Source organism: Lysinibacillus sp. NPDC096418 (assembly GCF_044762775.1).
Taxonomy (GTDB): domain Bacteria; phylum Bacillota; class Bacilli; order Bacillales_A; family Planococcaceae; genus Lysinibacillus.
Genome location: NZ_JBIWEY010000014.1, coordinates 68,104 through 88,276 on the forward strand (window position 1 = coordinate 68,104; position 20,173 = coordinate 88,276).

General features: G+C 37.9%; 20 protein-coding genes. All 20 read right to left on the bottom strand.

The window, feature by feature from the left end:
- Positions 1-71: 71 nt before the first annotated feature.
- On the bottom strand, positions 72-1,376 hold the full coding sequence (gene murA / locus ACIQZG_RS12535; RefSeq protein ID WP_402755525.1) for a UDP-N-acetylglucosamine 1-carboxyvinyltransferase: 1,305 nt from the start codon (positions 1,374-1,376) through the stop codon (positions 72-74).
- A gap of 656 nt (positions 1,377-2,032) precedes the next feature.
- Positions 2,033-2,272: a DUF1146 family protein gene (locus tag ACIQZG_RS12540; RefSeq protein WP_402755526.1), complete on the bottom strand. Its 240-nt coding sequence runs from the start codon at positions 2,270-2,272 to the stop codon at positions 2,033-2,035.
- A gap of 120 nt (positions 2,273-2,392) precedes the next feature.
- A complete protein-coding gene (locus ACIQZG_RS12545; protein ID WP_402755527.1) occupies positions 2,393-2,800 on the bottom strand; it encodes a F0F1 ATP synthase subunit epsilon in 408 nt (135 codons plus the stop codon).
- A gap of 24 nt (positions 2,801-2,824) precedes the next feature.
- On the bottom strand, positions 2,825-4,240 hold the full coding sequence (atpD, locus tag ACIQZG_RS12550; RefSeq protein WP_402755528.1) for a F0F1 ATP synthase subunit beta: 1,416 nt from the start codon (positions 4,238-4,240) through the stop codon (positions 2,825-2,827).
- Between the two features lie 50 nt (positions 4,241-4,290).
- Positions 4,291-5,148 (bottom strand): ATP synthase F1 subunit gamma, encoded by an 858-nt coding sequence (gene atpG / locus ACIQZG_RS12555; RefSeq protein ID WP_402755529.1) that lies wholly within the window; start codon positions 5,146-5,148, stop codon positions 4,291-4,293.
- A gap of 51 nt (positions 5,149-5,199) precedes the next feature.
- On the bottom strand, positions 5,200-6,708 hold the full coding sequence (gene atpA, locus ACIQZG_RS12560) for a F0F1 ATP synthase subunit alpha (RefSeq protein ID WP_402755530.1): 1,509 nt from the start codon (positions 6,706-6,708) through the stop codon (positions 5,200-5,202).
- Between the two features lie 29 nt (positions 6,709-6,737).
- Positions 6,738-7,274, bottom strand: a complete 537-nt coding sequence (locus tag ACIQZG_RS12565; protein ID WP_402755531.1) for a F0F1 ATP synthase subunit delta — start codon at positions 7,272-7,274, stop codon at positions 6,738-6,740.
- Positions 7,271-7,798 (bottom strand): F0F1 ATP synthase subunit B, encoded by a 528-nt coding sequence (gene atpF / locus ACIQZG_RS12570; RefSeq protein ID WP_402755532.1) that lies wholly within the window; start codon positions 7,796-7,798, stop codon positions 7,271-7,273. Before atpF ends, ACIQZG_RS12565 begins: the two co-directional genes overlap by 4 nt.
- Before the next feature lie 180 nt (positions 7,799-7,978).
- A complete protein-coding gene (gene atpE, locus ACIQZG_RS12575) occupies positions 7,979-8,191 on the bottom strand; it encodes a F0F1 ATP synthase subunit C (protein WP_010857993.1) in 213 nt (70 codons plus the stop codon).
- Between the two features lie 62 nt (positions 8,192-8,253).
- Positions 8,254-8,976 carry a F0F1 ATP synthase subunit A gene (gene atpB, locus ACIQZG_RS12580; protein ID WP_402755533.1) on the bottom strand — a complete coding sequence of 241 codons (723 nt, stop codon included), beginning with the start codon at positions 8,974-8,976 and terminating at the stop codon, positions 8,254-8,256.
- Positions 8,977-9,010: 34 nt separating this feature from the next.
- Positions 9,011-9,382, bottom strand: a complete 372-nt coding sequence (locus ACIQZG_RS12585; protein ID WP_402755534.1) for an ATP synthase subunit I — start codon at positions 9,380-9,382, stop codon at positions 9,011-9,013.
- 539 nt (positions 9,383-9,921) lie between these two features.
- Positions 9,922-11,043: a non-hydrolyzing UDP-N-acetylglucosamine 2-epimerase gene (wecB, locus tag ACIQZG_RS12590; RefSeq protein WP_402755535.1), complete on the bottom strand. Its 1,122-nt coding sequence runs from the start codon at positions 11,041-11,043 to the stop codon at positions 9,922-9,924.
- A 107-nt stretch (positions 11,044-11,150) separates the two neighbouring features.
- Positions 11,151-11,780: a uracil phosphoribosyltransferase gene (upp, locus tag ACIQZG_RS12595; protein ID WP_402755536.1), complete on the bottom strand. Its 630-nt coding sequence runs from the start codon at positions 11,778-11,780 to the stop codon at positions 11,151-11,153.
- 147 nt (positions 11,781-11,927) lie between these two features.
- A complete protein-coding gene (locus ACIQZG_RS12600) occupies positions 11,928-14,081 on the bottom strand; it encodes an EAL domain-containing protein (protein ID WP_402755537.1) in 2,154 nt (717 codons plus the stop codon).
- Positions 14,082-14,725: 644 nt separating this feature from the next.
- Positions 14,726-15,967 (bottom strand): serine hydroxymethyltransferase, encoded by a 1,242-nt coding sequence (locus ACIQZG_RS12605; protein WP_402755538.1) that lies wholly within the window; start codon positions 15,965-15,967, stop codon positions 14,726-14,728.
- A gap of 63 nt (positions 15,968-16,030) precedes the next feature.
- Entirely contained in the window at positions 16,031-16,573 is a 543-nt protein-coding gene (locus ACIQZG_RS12610) for a TIGR01440 family protein (protein ID WP_402755539.1), read from the bottom strand.
- Positions 16,574-16,646: 73 nt separating this feature from the next.
- The gene (gene rpiB / locus ACIQZG_RS12615; RefSeq protein WP_402755540.1) at positions 16,647-17,084 is read right to left on the bottom strand and encodes a ribose 5-phosphate isomerase B; all 438 of its coding nucleotides are present in this window, start codon (positions 17,082-17,084) and stop codon (positions 16,647-16,649) included.
- A gap of 599 nt (positions 17,085-17,683) precedes the next feature.
- On the bottom strand, positions 17,684-18,967 hold the full coding sequence (locus tag ACIQZG_RS12620; protein WP_402755541.1) for a methyl-accepting chemotaxis protein: 1,284 nt from the start codon (positions 18,965-18,967) through the stop codon (positions 17,684-17,686).
- A gap of 8 nt (positions 18,968-18,975) precedes the next feature.
- Complete coding sequence (locus ACIQZG_RS12625) at positions 18,976-19,422, bottom strand: low molecular weight protein arginine phosphatase (RefSeq protein WP_402755542.1); 447 nt, start codon at positions 19,420-19,422, stop codon at positions 18,976-18,978.
- 22 nt (positions 19,423-19,444) lie between these two features.
- Complete coding sequence (locus tag ACIQZG_RS12630) at positions 19,445-19,939, bottom strand: manganese efflux pump MntP (RefSeq protein WP_402755543.1); 495 nt, start codon at positions 19,937-19,939, stop codon at positions 19,445-19,447.
- Between the last annotated feature and the right edge of the window lie 234 nt (positions 19,940-20,173).

The window sequence follows — 20,173 nt, forward strand, 5'->3', positions numbered from 1 at the left end:
TCAAGAATATATAAAAACCTCTACTAGATAACTATGTAGAGGTTTATGGCTTGGCACTATTAACTTTCTATTTAAATAGTTGTTTGGATTGTTTTCCCTGGTGTAATTTCAACTGTTGAAATACGTTCAATGTCCGCACCTAGTGACGCTAACTTTCCATGGAAATCCACGTATCCACGGTCTAAATGATGTAGCTTAGTCACACGTGTAACACCTTCAGATACAAGACCTGCTAATATAAGTGCTGCTGCTGCGCGTAAATCTGTCGCTGCAACTTCGGCACCTTGTAGCTCTGTTGGACCTTCAATAAAGACTGAACGTCCTTCAATTTTCGAACTTGCATTCATACGTCTGAATTCTTCTACATGCATAAAGCGATTTTCAAATACAGTTTCTGTAATAATACCAGTGCCTTCAGCTGTTAACAATAATGCCATCATTTGAGATTGCATATCTGTTGGGAAACCCGGATGAGGCATTGTTTTAATATCTACAGCTTTTAAAGTTTTAGATACGCTTACTCGTAATCCTTCGTCTAATTCCGTAATTTCAACGCCCATTTCACGCATTTTAGCAATCAATGCTGTCATATGCTCCGGTACTGCATTTTCAATCGTAACATCGCCCTTTGTAATTGCAGCTGCCACCATAAATGTACCAGCTTCAATACGATCAGGAATAATGTAATGCTCCGTACCATACAATGTGTCAACGCCTTCAATACGAATCGTATTCGTACCCGCACCAATAACACGGCCACCCATACCATTTATAAAATTAGCAAGATCTACAATCTCAGGCTCTTTCGCTGCATTTTCAATAATTGTCGTACCTTTTGCTAGTGCAGCAGCTGTCATAATATTTTCAGTAGCACCTACACTCGGGAAATCTAAATATACATTTGCCCCTTGTAAGCGGTCTGCTACCATTGCTTCTACATAGCCATGTCCAAATGAGATTTTCGCCCCCATTGCCTCGAAACCTTTTAAATGTAATTCAATAGGACGAGAACCAATCGCACAACCACCTGGTAATGCTACACGCGCATAGCCATTACGTGCAAGTAGCGAGCCCATCACTAAAATAGATGCGCGCATCTTACTCACATATTCAAACTGTGCTTCACTTGAAAGTTCTTTTGTTGCATCGATATATACTTCATTCTCTTCTGGAATATATGTTACGTCTGCATTTAAACTTTTAAGCACTTCATTTATTGTATAGACATCTGCTAGATTAGGGACTTCTTTAATTACATTCTCTCCTTTAGAAGCAAGCAATGCTGCTGCTAGGATCGGTAAAACTGCATTTTTAGCGCCTTCTACACGTACTGTTCCGTGTAACTTATGACCGCCAGTCACAATAATTTTATCCACGTACGTCCCTCCGAATTCAATTTCTCAACCTATGAAAATCTTATTTATCATAAGATGTATAATGTCATTTTTAGTAAACAAACAAATATATAATACAACTTTTTGCACGCTCGTTCAAGCGCCCAAATCACTATTTTAAGTCATTTTTTGATATTTTGCTATTTATTTATTGTACGCACGTACTCATTTTTTTGTGAATGTCCAAATAAAAGGCCTATAACCATAATTTGTGGTGTCTTTCATTCCAGTTGAGTACTTTTCAGAGGGCTTCCATCCTTGCATTTCACTCAACATACAGTCTAACTATTGCTATGCTTTTTAAGTAAATGTTATCCCTAGTTTTTGGTAACCGATTGAATAAAAAGAGCAAATGTATTATTTATTATATTTCCTCCCACTAACTCAATCAAAATAGAATTCCATACTATTTATGTCAGACTATTACTATGTGCTTTATAGGGCCACACACAATTCTATGTAGTCCTAGAAAACATGTAATACTTTTAGCAAATACGCCTGTTGCAGAAGGTTTCGCTTTCGCGAAAAAATTGCGTCCGCCAACAAAAGCGTTAGCATAATTCGTAGCTGAACCGCTCACTGTACTTTCCGTACATAACATTTATGCTGACACTTCATTCTCATCATGACATACATAGTTAAAACAAGTACTGAAGTTGCCCAGACCACCCTGAAATTTGTAAGAAGAAATTCGATACTCCAGTGCCGATCACAATACTGAACAATAGATAAATTAGTTGTATTTGAAACACTTTATTTTTCTTAAATATTTTCTCTACCATGAAGGCTTGCAAAGCGTAAAAAGTAATAGCAATAAAAAATAGATGCGAGAAGATGCCAATTAAAGCTTCTTGCCCAACTGCTTCATAAATTCCCACGTAATTTCCTCCATTTCGATTCATAATCATTTAAACCATACTATCAATTCGCTTAAAATACAGAACCTAGATTCATCCATTAAAAAACGGGCAGATCGAATCTGCCCGTTAAAAATTGAATTAGATATTACCCTCATGAACGTTGATACGATTCAACGCACGTTTTAGAGCAAGCTCAGCACGTTGGAAATCAATGTTATCTTGTTTCTTTTGAATACGTCCTTCAGCGCGTGTTAACGCCTCTTTTGCACGAGTAAGATTGATGTCAGAAGCTGCTTCAGCAGAAGGAGCTAAGATTGAAATCTTCTCTGGACGAACTTCAATGAAACCGCCACTTACAGCTACAAGTTCAGTTGAACCATCTGCTTTTTTAAGCTTCACTGCACCAATAGCAAGTGGAGCCACCATAGGAATATGGCCTGCAAGAACACCAATTTCACCTGAAGTTGTTTTAGCGATAACCATTGTTACTTCAGAATCGTATACCGGGCCGTCGGGAGTGACAATATTGACTGTTACTGTCTTCATATTTTTTCCTCCTCGTCCCTAGTATTAAACCTCTACGCCCATGCTTTTCGCTTTTTCAACTACTTCGTCAATTGATCCAACTAGACGGAAAGCATCTTCTGGTAAGTGATCCCATTTGCCATCAAGGATTTCCTTGAATGATCGAACAGTTTCTTTAACAGGTACATAAGAACCTTTTTGACCAGTGAATTGTTCCGCAACGTGGAAGTTTTGAGATAAGAAGAATTGAATACGACGAGCACGTTCTACTGTTTGTTTATCGTCATCAGATAACTCATCCATACCTAAGATAGCAATGATATCTTGTAATTCACGGTAACGTTGGATTGTACGTTGTACACTAGTAGCTACTTCGTAGTGCTCTGCGCCTACGATTTCAGGTGATAATGCACGAGAAGTCGAAGCTAATGGGTCAACCGCAGGGTAGATACCCATTTCAGATAATTTACGCTCAAGGTTAGTTGTTGCATCTAAGTGGGCGAAAGTTGTAGCTGGAGCCGGGTCAGTATAGTCATCGGCTGGTACGTAAATCGCTTGGATAGAAGTTACAGAACCTTTGTTAGTAGATGTGATACGCTCTTGTAATTTACCCATTTCAGTAGCAAGTGTTGGTTGGTAACCTACCGCAGAAGGCATACGACCTAATAGGGCAGAAACCTCAGAACCTGCTTGAGTGAAACGGAAGATATTGTCGATGAATAAAAGTACGTCTGCACCTTGCTCATCACGGAAGTATTCCGCCATTGTAAGACCAGTTAAAGCTACACGCATACGTGCGCCTGGTGGCTCGTTCATTTGACCGAATACCATTGCAGTTTGCTTAATAACGCCTGAATCGCTCATCTCGAAGAATAAGTCGTTCCCTTCACGAGTACGCTCACCTACACCAGCGAATACAGAGATACCTGAGTGCTCTTGTGCAATGTTATTGATTAATTCTTGGATTAATACAGTTTTACCTACGCCGGCACCACCGAATAGACCGATTTTACCACCTTTGATGTATGGTGCTAATAAGTCTACTACTTTGATACCTGTTTCAAGGATTTCAACTGTAGTTGAAAGTTCATCGAAAGATGGAGCTTCTCGGTGAATTGAATCACGACGAGCATCCACAGGAATCTCTTCGCCTAAGTCGATTACTTCCCCTAGTACGTTAAATACGCGACCTAAAGTAGCTTCACCAACTGGTACTGAGATAGCTTTTCCTGAGTCTGTTACTTCTGCTCCACGTTGTAAGCCATCAGTAGATGACATTGCAATTGTACGAACAGAATCATCACCTAAATGAAGTGCAACTTCTAATGTAAGAGTTGTTGCTTCTTCATTTGGACGTGCAATCTTAACAGTTAATGCGTTATAGATTGCTGGTAATTGGCCGTTGCTGAATTTTACGTCAACAACTGGACCCATTACTTGTTGAACGTGTCCTTTATTCATTACTGTGTACCCTCCTATCGTATTCTTATACGACATTGGGAAGCTTTAGCCTATTCTAAGGCTGCAGCTCCACCAACGATTTCTGTAATTTCTTGTGTAATAGCCGCTTGACGTGCACGGTTGTATTGCAAAGATAAGTCCGAAATAAGATCAGATGCATTATCCGTTGCATTTTTCATAGCCGTCATACGAGAAGCATGTTCACTTGCTTTTCCGTCTAAGATTGCGCCGTATACTAAGCTTTCCGCATATTGTGGAAGAAGTACTTCAAGAATTGCTTCACCAGATGGCTCGAATTCATAAGAAGCATTTGTGCTAGCAGGTGCAATATCAGTTAATGGAAGAAGTTTTTTCTCTGTCACATCGCTTTGAATAGCACTTACGAAGTGATTATAGTACATATAAAGTTCATCATATGTACCATCAATGAACATACCAACAGCATTACGAGCGATTTCTTTAATATCAGCAAATGTAGGTTGGTCAGGTAGAGCAACAACACTGCTAACAACATTATGATCACGTTTCACAAAGTAATCACGAACAACACGACCTACTGCTAAAATCACGTATTCGTCTTTTGATTTATGACGCTCGTTAATTGTACGTTGTACTTGGCGAAGGATGCTTGAGTTATAAGCCCCTGCTAGACCACGGTCAGAACCAATGACTAAGTAAGCTGTCTTCTTTACAGGACGAGCAGTTAACATTGGATGTCCACTGTCTTTCGTACCTGCTGCGATAGCGCCAACTACGTCCTGGATTTTTTCCATGTAAGGAACGTACGCTTTAGCATTTTGCTCTGCACGACGTAGTTTCGAAGAAGAAACCATCTGCATCGCTTTCGTAATTTGTCTCGTACTCTTTGTAGAATTAATACGACCTTTAATTTCGCGTAAGTTTACCACTGGTATTTCACCACCTTTTGTTTTTTAATCGAGATTCAACTAACTTCGAACTTATTCAGATTTAGCGAAAGTTTTTTTGAAGGCATTGATTGCTGCTTCATACTCAGCGTCTGATGCAAGCTCTTTAGTAGTACGAACGTGATCTAAAACGTTTGTGTGGTTTGTATCTAACCAGCTTAAGAATTCGCGTTCAAAACGAACGATATCTTGTACTGGGATATCATCTAAATAACCTTTAGTTAATGCATAAAGGATAGCAACTTGTTTTTCAACTTTAAGTGGCTTGTTAAGGTCTTGTTTAAGAACTTCAACCGTACGTTTACCACGCTCAAGTTTAGCAAGTGTAATTTTATCTAAATCTGAACCGAATTGAGCGAATGATTCAAGCTCACGGAATGCAGCTAAGTCAAGACGTAGTGTACCCGCAACTTTTTTCATTGCTTTAATTTGAGCAGATCCACCTACACGTGATACAGAAAGACCGGCGTTAATCGCTGGACGTACACCTGAGTTGAATAAGTCAGATTGTAAGAAGATTTGTCCATCAGTAATTGAGATTACGTTAGTTGGGATGTATGCAGAGATATCCCCAGCTTGTGTCTCTACGAATGGAAGAGCTGTAATTGAACCGTTTTGATACGTTTCATTTAACTTCGCAGCACGTTCAAGTAAGCGGCTGTGTAAGTAGAATACGTCACCAGGGTAAGCTTCACGACCTGGAGGACGGCGAAGAAGAAGTGAAAGTTCACGGTAAGCTGATGCTTGTTTAGAAAGATCATCATACACGATTAATACGTGTTTACCTTGTAACATGAATTCTTCTGCCATAGATACACCTGCAAATGGTGCTAGGTATAATAATGGAGCTGGTTGAGATGCAGCTGCTGTTACAACGATTGTGTAATCTAATGCGCCATGTTTACGTAAAGTTTCAACTACATTACGTACAGTTGATTCTTTTTGACCGATAGCAACATAGATACAAATCATGTTTTCGCCAGCTTGGTTTAAGATTGTATCGATCGCTACAGAAGTTTTACCTACTTGACGGTCACCGATGATTAATTCACGTTGACCACGACCGATTGGTACTAAAGCGTCAATCGCTTTGATACCTGTTTGTAATGGTTCGTGTACTGATTTACGAGCCATTACACCGAAAGCTGGGCTTTCGATTGGACGAGATTTTTTAGCGTTGATAGGACCTTGTCCATCCACTGGTTGACCAAGTGGATTTACAACACGGCCAATTAGTTCTTCACCAACTGGTACTTCCATAATACGACCTGTACGACGAACTTCATCGCCTTCTTTGATGTCTGCGAATGGACCTAGAATAACGATACCTACGTTACCTTCTTCTAAGTTTTGTGCCATCCCCATAACACCGTTAGAGAACTCTAAAAGCTCTCCAGCCATGGCGTTGTCGAGGCCATGAGCAAGAGCGATACCGTCACCAATACGGATAACTGTACCAACTTCGCTTACTTTAAGCTCAGATTCGTAATTTTCAATCTGTTGTTTGATCAGCATGCTGATTTCTTCAGCTTTGATGCCCATGTAGTGTCACCTCTCACATTTCTAAGATATTAACCGATTAATTCACGTTTTAGACGTTCAAGTTTACTTACAACAGTGCTGTCATAAATGTGGTTACCGATTTGAATACGAATACCACCAAGTAATGATGGGTCAATTTCGTTTGTAATTGTTAATGATTGTTTACCCACACGCTTTGCAAACGCTGTTGAAATACTTGCGCTTTCTTCAGCTGAAAGAGCACGTGTTGAATAAACAGTAGCTTCTGCTGAGCCTTGAGCTTCTGCAGCAAGATCTACATACGCCTCTGCAAGGTGTTTCACTTCATTAATACGTTTTTTCTCAACAAGAAGTTGAATTGTGTGTAAAAACTCAGCTGTGCTACCTGCAAAGATTTCTGCTACTATTTGTTTTTTGCGTTCGATAGAGAACTTTGGCGCTTCTAAAAGTGTAAGAAGCCCTGGAGAACTTTCTAATACTTTTGTTAACTCCTTTAAGTCAGCTCCAACTTCAGCAAGAAGGTTTTTTTCTTGCGCTAACTCAAATAACGCTTGAGCGTAACGTTTTGCTACAGTTGAATTACTCATTGAGCTTCCCCTGCCTTCGCAATCGTCTCTTCTATAAGAGCACGGTTGTCCGCCTCAGAAATTTCTTTGCTAAGGACTTTAGATGCTGCAAGTACAGATAATGAAACGACTTCTTCACGTACTGCTGCAATAGCTTTCTCTTTTTCATTCTCGATTTCACGTACAGCCGATTCTTTTAAGCGGTTAGCTTCATTGCGTGCTGCTGTAAGAATTTCTTCTTTTTGCAATTCGCCTTGTTTCTTAGCGCCTTCAACAATCGATTGTGCTTCAGTACGAGCTTCTTTAAGAAGGCTCTTTTGTTCTTCTAAATATTGATGCGAATCTTTGCGAGCTTTTTCAGCTGCTTCGATTTCACTAGCTACTAATTCTTCACGTTGTTGCATGATGCCCATAAGTGGACCCCAAGCGAACTTTTTAAGTAATGCCATTAACAGTAGGAAAATTACTAATGTAGCAATGATGTCACCGCTATTAAATGTAGCTTCTCCTGCGCTTGCACCTAATACAAGATAATCCAAAAACACGATTGTTTCACTCCCTTCAAGAGCTTTGACTTCAACATAATAATTTGTGGTACTTACTAAAAAACTTACCTATTTTAAAAAGCTATATTTGCACATAGCTTTTACCTGGTCCAAAATGAAGGGCGAAGTTTCATCTGGTGAATCAGCTTCGCCACTAACTAAAACTCAGCTTGCACTGAATTATTTGTTCATTACGATGAAAGCTACTACTACTGCGATGATCGGTAATGCTTCTACTAAAGCTACCCCGATGAACATTGTAGTTTGAAGAACGCCACGAGCCTCTGGTTGACGAGCGATACCTTCTACTGTTTTTGATACGATAAGACCGTTACCGATACCCGCGCCAAGTGCACCTAGACCGATTGCGATTGCTGCTGCTAATAAACCCATTGTAAAATTTCCTCCTTGGAATTATGTTTGTTTTTTTTTTAGCATTATTAAAATGCTTTATATTAATGGTCTTCGCTCACTTTGTGAGACATATAAACCATTGTTAACATAGTAAAGATGAACGCTTGGATAAAGCCGATGAAGATAGAGAAACCTTGCCATGCCATCATAGGAACGATTGCACCTACGAAACCAATAGCACCAGATGATGCTAGACCTGCAAGTAATGCAAGTAAAATCTCACCCGCATAAATGTTACCGTAAAGACGTAGACCTAGTGTTAAAGTGTTTGCAAACTCTTCAACAATCTTTAATGGGAACATGAATGACATCGGTTTGAAGAATGTACCAACATAATGACCAGTGCCACGCATTTTAATACCATAGTACTGTGTTAATACTAAAATCATTACTGCTAGAGTCATCGTAACGGTTGGATCCGCTGTAGGTGATTTCCACCATAGTTCGTGATTGTACACGATTGAGAATGGAAGACCTAATAGATTGGATACGGCGATGAACATAATAAGCGTAATACCTAATATGTGGAATCGACCACCAGTTTTCCAGTCCATGTTGCTTTTGATGATGTTCTTTACGAAATCCATAATCCATTCCATAAAGTTTTGCATACCAGTTGGCTTTAGTTTCAAGCTTCTAGTTGAGATAAAAGCTATCAAGAATACAACGATTGCTGCAACTAGTAACATCATAACTGTAGATAAGTTAAACGTTAACGTTGTAAAACCTAAATCCAAATGTGCTAATGGAGCTTCATGATTCATTGTTATATTTCACCTCTCTTTCTAATAATGCACATTAGTGGTTCCTTACATGAGATACAATTCTCTCGACAAAGAGAAAAACGTACGGAATCATTAGCCCTATGACCGTGCTAATTAAGTGAAAATAGTTTGGCAACGAGATGGCTATAGCGACTGCCGCCACACCTGATCCAAAACGAAGCATTGTGCCAAGCGAGCCTATTTTCTTCCCTTCACTAATGGAACGATCAAACTTGTCCAAACGTCGAACCAAAATCCAAAAATTATACGTACCAAAAAATGCACCTATTGCGATGCCTGCAAATACAGTTTGATAGGACGTAAAGCCCCAGCCTAATGCGCAAAGTGCGAGCAAAAAAAATAACGCTCTCTTCTGCACAGCAAAAATGTGATGCAAATCTAGCATTGGTCTGTAGTCTCCTGAATTATTTTTTCGAGTAAAGAAAACGTTTGCTGACCACTTTGTGAAATCAGAAAAGAGCAGTGAACAAACTACTCACAGCGTAAAAGTAATTGCAGTGTTACCTCGAAGTTACATTAGTAAAGTCCAAGAAAAGTCTTACTACTATTACTTAATCGGATTAAACCGAAACGCACAAAACGTTGCAAATCGACAAATATAGTTTCAACTGTCGATTTAGTAGAAACTTGATATAACAAGTGTTTCAAGAGTACTATAAACGAATAGAAACCCTTGTCATTCTTACCCTTTGTAAGCATACAATAGGTGATATTTGAAGTCAATTAGTAATATAGAAAAACTTCACAACCACTATTACCTTGTCAAACTCTTGACAAATTTGTGTATGAAATATTAAAATTTATTAAACTTTTTTCGACACATTTCAAAAAAAAGCTAACTTACGTCGTTATATCGCTCGTAAATTAGCTTCACTTTTTTAAAAAAGTACATTTGACTCATTTTATTGTATTTTAATTGGTATATTACTCGTTTTTTTGTAAAAAATCTATCAATGCACGAACAATTCGTTCAGATGCATGTCCATCTCCATAAGGATTTGAGGCTTTCGCCATTGCATCGTACGCTTCTGTATCATTTAGCAACTGTTTTGCAAGTGTATAGATTGTTTCTTCTTCCGTGCCCGCTAACTTTAAAGTACCTGCCGCGATACCTTCAGGACGTTCAGTTGTGTCGCGTAGTACAAGTACAGGTTTACCAAGTGACGGTGCTTCCTCCTGCACGCCTCCTGAATCTGTTAAAATCATATACGAATTTGCCGCGAAGTTATGGAAATCGAAGACTTCAAGTGGTTCGATCAAATGCACACGCTTATTATCTCCTAAAATTTCATTGGCAATCTCACGGACAGCTGGATTCATATGTACTGGGTATACCACTTGTACATCATCATGTTCAGCTAAAATACGTGTAATGGCACGGAACATATGTCGCATCGGCTCACCTAAATTTTCACGACGATGTGCTGTTAATAAAATCACGCGATCACTACCCATTTTCTCAAGTACTGGGTGTGTGTAATGCTCACTTACGGTCGTTGCAAGTGCATCAATCGCCGTATTACCTGTAACAAAAATTGTATCTGCATTTTTGTTTTCATCTAGCAAGTTTTTCTTTGAAACTTCAGTCGGCGCAAAGTGAAGATCGGCCATAACGCCTGTTAACTGTCGATTCATTTCTTCAGGGTAAGGCGAGTACTTATTCCATGTACGAAGACCCGCTTCCACGTGACCAATCGCAATTTGATTGTAAAATGCAGCCAAACTCGCAATGAAAGTAGTCGCTGTATCACCATGTACTAATACGATATCAGGCTTTGCCTCTTTCATAACTTTATCGAGTCCTTGCAATGCATTTGTTGTCACATCGATAAGAGTTTGACGGTCTTTCATAATATTTAAATCATAGTTAGGTGTGATTTTGAATGTTTCTAACACCTGGTCAAGCATTTGGCGATGTTGAGCTGTTACTGTTACGATTGATTCAATTTGTTCTGGATGTTTTTGCAGTTCTAGCACAAGAGGCGCCATTTTAATAGCTTCTGGTCTTGTGCCGAAAATTGTCATTACTTTCCATTTATTTGTCAAAACAATTTGCACCGTCCTTAGTTTTTATATACTATGAAACGCCCTTCTATAAAGAAGGACGCTCCTAATGGTTATTATGTTGCAAAACGCTAACGTTCTATACTTTTTTATTTAGTACCGAATAAACGATCTCCAGCATCGCCTAAACCTGGTACGATATAGCCGTGGTCGTCTAATTTTTCATCAAGTGCAGCGATGTAAATATCTACGTCTGGATGCTCATCTTGAATAACTTTTACGCCTTCTGGAGCAGCAATTAAGCACATAAATTTAATATTTTTCGCACCACGTTTTTTTAGAGAGTTAATAGCTTCTACAGCTGAACCGCCCGTTGCAAGCATTGGGTCTACAATAATGAAGTCACGTTCTTCAACATCTGCAGGTAGTTTTGCGTAGTACTCTACTGGTTTTAACGTTGCCGGATCACGGTAAAGACCAATATGACCAACTTTTGCAGCTGGAATTAACTTTAATACACCGTCAACCATGCCGATACCAGCACGTAAAATTGGAACGATGGCAAGTTTTTTACCAGAAAGTACTTTTGTTTTTGCTGTTGTAACAGGTGTTTCAATTTCAATTTCTTCAAGTGGCATGTCGCGTGTTATTTCAAATGCCATTAATGTTGCTACTTCATCAACTAACTCACGAAATTCTTTTGTTCCTGTATTCTTATCACGAATATAAGTTAACTTGTGTTGGATTAATGGATGATCAAATACATATACTTTGCTCAAAGGGGTTCTCTCCTAACAGTTCGGATTTCATTTTTATCTCAACTAGTATAACAGAAAAAAGGAGGCGTCTCAAAAATTAATTCGAGATACTTCCTTTTATGTGTAGATTGCTTTATTGAGTAAATTTTTCAAAAATTCCATATAGTATTACCCATCTAATATCCCATCAAGTTGCTCAATGGTCATAGGTTTATAATAGTAATAACCTTGACCAACCTTACAGCCAAGCGTGCGTAATATTTCCACCTGCTCTTCTGATTCAATGCCTTCCGCCACAGATGTCATGCCTAGATTTAGGGCCAGTTGAATGATCGAGCGAACAATTGCTAATGTCCCCGCCTCTTCAATCCCATTAATAAAGCTTCGATCAATTTTCAACTCCTCAAACGGTAACTTTTGCAAATAACTTAGCGAAGAAAAGCCCATTCCAAAATCATCGACCGACGTTTTAAAACCATAGTTATTTAATTCTCGAATAATCATAAGTGCTGTTTGGAAATCTACTAGACCGATATTTTCAGTTACCTCCAATATGATATAAGTTGGATTTATCTCATATTTCCTCAGTAACTCCACAATGGTATTTATAAATCCTGGATGATAAAAATGATCTGGTGAAATATTTACAGCTACCTTGACTAAATCTTTACCTGCACGCTTTCTTTGTGAAAGCCATTGTAAAACAATTTCTAGTATTTGCAAATCTATTTCTCTCACTTTTCCTGCATTCTCTGCTACAGGAATAAATACATCAGGTGAGACAAAGCCAAGAGTTGGTGATATCCAGCGAGCTAGCGCTTCAATACTTTGAATTTCACCTGTTCTTAAATCTACTTTCGGCTGTAAATTCACAGTTATCTCTCTATTTTTCAGTGCATACGATAAATGATTTAATACAGTCATTTGTTGTTCTAACTGTTCATTTTGCTCTTTCGTAAACGTTTCTGTATGCGTACCTGGTTTTTTACTTGCAAATGATAAAGCACTATCCGCAAAACGAATGGCATCTGCAATTTTAATGTCTTTATTAAATGGTGCAATTCCCGTTTTCAACGTAATGTATATTTGCTTATCACCTATGATAAAAGGCTTTTGAATTAAATCTTTTATATGCACACCATAATTCATCATATCTTCGTGAGAGACCATTCTCGAAATAATTAAACTAGAACTTGTAAAGCGTGCAATATATTCATTCTTCTCGTTTTTATTTTCGACAAATCGACGTGCAACTTGACGAAGTAATTCATCTCCAGCTTCCCGCCCATATAACTCAACAATTTGATTAAACTCACTAGGCTTCAATATATAAATAAAACCCTCTTGCCCTTGATTTTCAACTTTCTCAAGCGTATTTAAAAAACTATGTCGATTTGGCAAACCTGTTGTAAGATCCGTATAAGCCAAATCTAAAATTTGCTTTTGTGTCTTCGAGTAAGTATGTGCCAATGCTACAAGCGCAGCGATTTTTTGAAATAATCCTACAAAAAAATCTCCCTTATTAGGATGTGCATTATATAATATCGCAAATAACCCAATACAATGCTGTTGCTGATTGCGAATCGGGACAAACCACCCTGAGCGTTTTCCCATCAATGCCGCAAACTCCTTATGTGCTTTGGGTATGTCTACAACTGTTAAATCCTCTACTATGATAAAATCATTCGCTTGCATAACTGTAGAGTAAAATTTATTATTTTCATTAAAAATTTGAATCTTACCAACCTTAGTATGCGCGTTAAATGCTAGTAATTGATTCGTGTCTTCCTTCGTTAATACCATACTTGAAACATTTTGCATAAAAAAATCATCTAAGGCACTGCAAATTATATGCATTTTTTTTTCAAAAGAATTATCCTTTTCAATAGCTTCATACATTGCTTTTTCAAGATGCATAATAAACTCTTCAGTACGATAGTAAGTAACATCTTTTACGAGTAGTAATACATATTCCGTTTCCGACTTCTCATTTTGAAAAGGGAGAACTTGTATTTCAGCCCAGAAAGGCGGTCTGTTATAGCTATCATGATATAACTCCATGTGAATCATTGTACCGTTACAAATTTTTTCTTTAATCATTTCAACATCTGCAATTTGCGCTTCCTGAGAGAGCAACGAAAAATAATCTATGCCTTTTAACTGCTCCGTTGAATAATTTGTCATTTCACAAAAAGAGTTATTACAATCTAAAACACTATAATTAGCCTTGGCATCGAAGACTACATAGCCGTTTTTTGAGTTCTTTCCTAATCTATAAATAGAAGCAAGTAAATAATCATTTCGCTGAGTTACTTTTCGCATTGTCACAAAAACCTCCCTTCATAAACTTTGAAGCGTTTCCCAAGTTCTACTCTATAATCTACACTCAACAGTATATTGACTCTTCACCAAAATTAGTGGTTATTTTCCGTTTCGCCAGAATCTTACCTGTGACATTAATCCCCAAGGAGTCACGCTGGTCCCACTCCAACAAACACTTTATTATGTCAACCCCATCTCTTGGCAATGATCCCGTATATTCCACCACAGGCACTTCCCAAGAGGTGAGCCTTGAGCCCTCTACCTTTCGTTCCATGCACTTACCTACAATCGAGGTTTACTCTAAAACAAGTAAATATTTAGGTAATGACCCATTTCTCTCTTTCTTTATATTTTACATAAAAATTCGGAATATTGTCGATATTTTTTCGTAAATCCTCTTTATAAAGGACATATTATGTCCTAACTATATAAATGTTCAATTACTATTTTGTACTTATAGAGGTTGTCCAGTGGGCTCTTAAGCATACCGGCAACCTTTAAAGAGCCACTGTACGGCGCATCGATAAACAGCATATTAAAAGTACGCTCAACAGCTTTCTACTTTCTAGGCAGAAATTACTTAATCTTATAGAAAAAAAGATACTTCTGACCGTTATCAGAAGTATCTTTTAAAATCTATAAAATTATGCGTATAATGGGTGTTTATCAGTTAAAGCTTTTACGCGTTCAATTGCATCTTTTTTCACTGCTTCATCTTCAGGGTTTTTCAGTACAGATGCAATAATTTCGCCGACTTCCTTCATGTCTTCTTCTTTAAATCCACGAGAAGTAACTGCAGGAGTACCAATACGGATACCACTTGTTACGAATGGTGATTCTGTATCGTAAGGAATCGTGTTTTTATTTGTTGTAATCCCTACCGCATCTAGTGCATGCTCTGCAACTTTACCAGTTAAACCTAGAGATTTAGCGTTCACTAATACTAAGTGGTTATCAGTTCCACCAGAAACGATTTCAACGCCTTCAGCAATTAATGTATCTGCTAGAACTTTTGCATTTGCTTTAATTTGTTTTGCGTATTCTTTGAATTCAGGTTGTAATGCTTCACCAAATGCTACAGCTTTTGCAGCGATTACGTGCATTAATGGACCACCTTGAATACCAGGGAATACAGATTTATTTAATTTTTGCTCCCATTCTTTCGAAGCAAGAATTAGACCACCACGTGGACCACGTAATGTTTTATGAGTAGTTGAAGTTACAAAATCAGCGTATGGTACTGGAGATTGGTGTTCGCCAGCAGCAACTAAACCTGCGATGTGTGCCATATCTACCATGAAGTACGCACCTACTTCATCGGCAATTTCGCGGAATTTAGCAAAGTCGATTGCACGTGGGTATGCAGATGCACCCGCAACGATTAATTTTGGTTTATGTTCTAAAGCTTTTTGACGAACATCTTCATAATCGATTACGTGTGTATCTTTTGTTACACCATATTCTACGAAGTTGTAAAGAATACCTGAGAAGTTAACAGGCGAACCGTGTGTTAAGTGACCACCATGAGAAAGGTTCATACCAAGTACTGTGTCACCTGGCTCTAAAATTGTGTGGTATACAGCCATGTTTGCTTGTGCACCTGAGTGAGGTTGTACATTTGCGTATTCTGCACCAAAAATTTCTTTTACGCGATCACGTGCGATATCTTCTACAACATCTACATGCTCACAGCCACCATAGTAACGTTTACCTGGGTAACCTTCTGCATATTTGTTTGTAAGAACAGACCCTTGTGCTTCCATTACTGCTTCAGAAACAAAGTTTTCAGATGCGATTAACTCGATATTTGCTTGTTGACGTTTTTTCTCTGCTAAAATTCCATCTAATACTGCTTTGTCTTGTACTGCTAATTTCTCGAATGACATGATTGAAAAATCCCCCTAAGTAAATGATTATTTAAATTTACTTCTCATAAATATAGAAGTTTCTTACTTATATATTGCACGTTCTCCACCGATTAGTTTTGGACGTGTTGTTGCAATTGTGACCACTGCTTCTCCAATAATGCGTACGGATGTACGAATAGGAACAGCCACCGCTTTTAAATGCATACCAATTAATGTTTGACCAATATCAATGCCCGCATGAGCACGCACCTCTTCTACAACAACAGGGTTTGAAAATTGTGTATATGCATATGCTGACATAGAACCACCTGCTGTGCGTACTGGTACGACTGCAACGGGTTCATAACCGCAATGTTGCGCCGCATCTGCCTCCATCGTAATCGCACGATTAATGTGCTCACACCCTTGAAACGCTAAATATAGCTGATGTTTCTTTGCAAAAGTATGTAACGGTTCGAAGATAGCTTGTGCAGTTTCAAGCGCGCCCGCTGTGCCAATTTTCTGACCAATCACTTCAGATGTAGAGCATCCTACGACAAAAATAGTATTTGGTCGTAAAATTACCTGCTCTTCGAATTCACTGAGTAACTGAGTCAATTGCGTTTGTATCTGTTGTACAACCACTAAGCTCAGCTCCTTATTTTACATTTATAGTAGACATTCGCGCCATAAACTAAGAGGGCGCGAATGTTCTTTTTTACTGTTCTAGTTCAGCGATTTTTTCAACACGGCGTGTATGGCGCCCGCCTTCAAAATCAGTTTGAAGCCAAGTTTGTGCGATTTCACGCGCAAGGCCTGGACCAATAACACGCTCACCCATCGCTAAAACGTTTGAATCATTATGGCAACGAGTTGCCTTTGCACTAAATAAATCATGAACTAATGCACAACGAATACCCTTAATTTTGTTTGCAGCGATAGAAATACCAATCCCTGTTCCACAAATTAAAATACCCTTATCAAATTCCCCGCTTGCAACACCTTCAGCAACTGGCTTTGCATAATCAGGATAGTCTACAGAATCATCAGATTGTGGACCAAAGTCTTCATAACTAATGTTTAGCTCTTCTAACAGTTGCATAATCTCTCGACGTAAGTTGTTGCCTCCGTGATCAGATGAAATTGCTACTCTCACTGGGTTCCCTCATTTCGAATTATAGTCATTCTTAGTTTACCACTTCTTCTTAAATAATAACACGACTTTTCTTTCATTTTTCATACTAAATTTTCCCGAAATACGAACATTCCTTGTCCAAAATTTTAAAATCGTTCATTTATTGCAGAATATTCTATAGATAATGCAGATATTCTGTAGATAAATTCGTATTTTATATTTACACTTCAATATTTCACCAATTATATTTTCTTGTTTTTTTGCTTTAATTAATGTATTTACTAAAAACAAATGAGTTAAAACGCTCATTCACACCTGATTATCAAAACGCGGACAGCCAATAAGTCTCTTTAAGCAAAACAATTGACTTTTTATATAGAAAAACCAATTCACTTTCCGCGTGTGTCTACGCATATTTTCACCTATATCTATATATTAAAAAACAGCATACTATCTTATCCTTTAGGACAGCCCTGTTGCCTAAATAACTCAAATCGTGTGAGCTTCAAGCCACTCTTATCTAGATGACAATATCTAAATTATCCACAGGAAAAAAATCTATGGTTTTCATAACAAAAAAAATCGAATTCACTAATCATTCTAGTGAATTCGATACGAAGTTAACTTTCACGGTCAAATCGCTGGATTACTTTATATAACTCTTCAGACTGCTTTTTCAAACCATGCGCTAGCTTTTCGACCTGTTCTATTGAAAAAGCTTGTTCCTCTGCAGCACTACGAACTTCTTGTGCTCCAGCAGATGTCTCCTCAGCAATTGCCGCGACCTCTTGTGATTGGCGAGCTGTCGTTTCAATATTGAACATTTGTTTTTCAATTAACGTAGAGATTTCCACTACAGATGTAGCCATTTCTTGGACACTTGAAGACATATTTTCAACAGCTGAAGTCGTTTCTGATACACGTTCAGCTTCTTTTGTAGCAAATGCCACCTGATGATTCATTTGCTTCACGACGGTTTCAACGTTTTGTTGCATAGATTGAATTAACGTTGTAATACCTTGTACTGCCTTGGCACTTTCATCAGCTAATCCTCTCACTTCTTCTGCTACAACCGCAAATCCCTTCCCATGATCGCCTGCACGGGCAGCTTCAATGGATGCATTGAGCGCGAGTAGATTTGTTTGTGCCGCGATATCTCCAACTAAGCTAATAATTTTTTCAACTTGTCCTGCATTTTCTTCTAATGTATGAATACTTTTTAATGCTTCATTATTGCCAACTGCAATTTGTCGGATGCTATTAACCAATGTCTCAATTGCATTTGTTGTCGTCGTCAAATTTCGTAAAATTTCTTTCGTCTGTGTAGCTGATTGTACTGCTCTTGTATTTACTTCCGTAGCAAGTTCTCTCACATCTTCAATAGCCTCTGCTGTATCTTGTATTGCAATGGCAGAAGCCTCTGCACCTGATGATATATGCTTGACCGTTCGTGCAATACCTTCTGCTTTTTTAGAGGCAACAGCTGTTTCATCTGACAAATGAATAATAGATTGATTGGTTTCTTGGAAATTGTGGTCGATGCTTTCAATCATTTGACGTAAATTCAAGATCATTTGTTGAAATGCTTCGGCAACTAAGCGTATTTCATCGTGTGTATTAGGCATCGTTACATCTTTTCCTATTTTCCCTTCAGCTACTCTTGAAGCGCTATGCTCAAGTTGCTCCAATGGCTTTACTAAAACAACACTGAAAACGGCAGCTAAAATTCCAGACCAAATAATCCCAAGAAGGTAAGTTATTATTTCAAATGTTTTACGATTAACCTCTGGAAAAAAGGTAGGTTGTATAAATTCAATGAAAACAAAACTAACTGAATATGTTATTAGGGCTAGTATACTAACAAATAATACTAGTTTAATTCTTAAGCCAAATTGTTTTTTCATATAATGCATCAATTCCCTTCTATTTTTTTGACCAACCTATCGATTAACCCCCTTAACTCTTGGAACGTTACTTCATAAATCATTTTATTGCCTCCATATGGGTCGCTAACATCTTGTGATCCATTAGTAGAGACATATTCTTTTAACGTAAATATTTTTTGCTCAACTACCGGAAAATTCGCATAAATACTATCTCGATGGGCAGTTGTCATCGTTAATATTAAATCCGCCCATTCAATTTCCTCACTAGATAATTGTGTTGCATAATGTTGATGTCTGATATTTGCTTCATCTAATAATTGCTTTGCATATTCGGACATTTCTGTATACGGAATTGCATAAATACCTGCCGAGCGTACATTAACAGTTTTCAGCTGTTTATCATGTAAAATCGCTGCTGCCATCGGACTGCGACAAGTATTGCCAGTACAAACAAAAAGTATATTCACACTCATCACCCTCCTAGTTCAATTGTTGTTATTTCACGGCAAAAATACTCATAATAATAAATACGATCCCAGCAATTATTTGTAGGTTTGCACCTAAAAAATGCTCATTTTTTCTCGCAATCGTTAATGCAATATATGAACATATAAATGCACTCACACCAGCACTCATAATAAATATCGTTTTCTCTAGATTTAGCATACCAAAAGAAACACTTACTGAAAAGGTATCTAGGCTTGCAGTAACAGCTAATAAAATAGGAGAAATCGTTCTTTTCTCATTATTATTTGAAAACAATAGTAATTGTAAGCCAATACAAAATAATAAAATACTAGAAATCCATTGTCCCCAGTCCAGTAGGAAACGAACGATGTAATTGCCTAATTCAAATCCTAACAGCGGGAAAAGCATATGTAGTGAAGCTGTCCACACTGACAATAATAAACGATATCTTACAGTCGGTAATAATACGTATAGCCCTATTACATCAACAGATGTTAAAATACCTGCAAGAATCCCCTGCAATAACGCACCCCTTCACTCCCTAATATTTTATCATTTTATGCTCAGTAATTCACGATTATCCTACTTTCGGTCCTAAATAACCTTTTGTATAACAGTTAAACCCCGACAAAATTATCTTATAAAGATAATTACGTTCGCATAAGACAAGCGCCATATAGTCTAATACGCACGAATATTTTGATATCACTATTTCTAACCCTTTACAAAGAAAAAACTAGCTTAATTTCACACATG

Excerpts from the sequence above, each read along its gene's own strand:
- atpE (WP_010857993.1), bottom strand. The coding sequence starts at position 8,191 with ATGGGTTTATTAGCAGCAGCAATCGCAATCGGTCTAGGTGCACTTGGC.
- ACIQZG_RS12605 (WP_402755538.1), bottom strand. The coding sequence starts at position 15,967 with ATGTCATTCGAGAAATTAGCAGTACAAGACAAAGCAGTATTAGATGGA.
- ACIQZG_RS12625 (WP_402755542.1), bottom strand. The coding sequence starts at position 19,422 with ATGAGTGTGAATATACTTTTTGTTTGTACTGGCAATACTTGTCGCAGT.
- ACIQZG_RS12620 (WP_402755541.1), bottom strand. The coding sequence starts at position 18,967 with ATGAAAAAACAATTTGGCTTAAGAATTAAACTAGTATTATTTGTTAGT.
- ACIQZG_RS12585 (WP_402755534.1), bottom strand. The coding sequence starts at position 9,382 with ATGCTAGATTTGCATCACATTTTTGCTGTGCAGAAGAGAGCGTTATTT.
- ACIQZG_RS12600 (WP_402755537.1), bottom strand. The coding sequence starts at position 14,081 with ATGCGAAAAGTAACTCAGCGAAATGATTATTTACTTGCTTCTATTTAT.
- ACIQZG_RS12545 (WP_402755527.1), bottom strand. The coding sequence starts at position 2,800 with ATGAAGACAGTAACAGTCAATATTGTCACTCCCGACGGCCCGGTATAC.
- atpA (WP_402755530.1), bottom strand. The coding sequence starts at position 6,708 with ATGGGCATCAAAGCTGAAGAAATCAGCATGCTGATCAAACAACAGATT.
- ACIQZG_RS12565 (WP_402755531.1), bottom strand. The coding sequence starts at position 7,274 with ATGAGTAATTCAACTGTAGCAAAACGTTACGCTCAAGCGTTATTTGAG.
- atpB (WP_402755533.1), bottom strand. The coding sequence starts at position 8,976 with ATGAATCATGAAGCTCCATTAGCACATTTGGATTTAGGTTTTACAACG.
- atpD (WP_402755528.1), bottom strand. The coding sequence starts at position 4,240 with ATGAATAAAGGACACGTTCAACAAGTAATGGGTCCAGTTGTTGACGTA.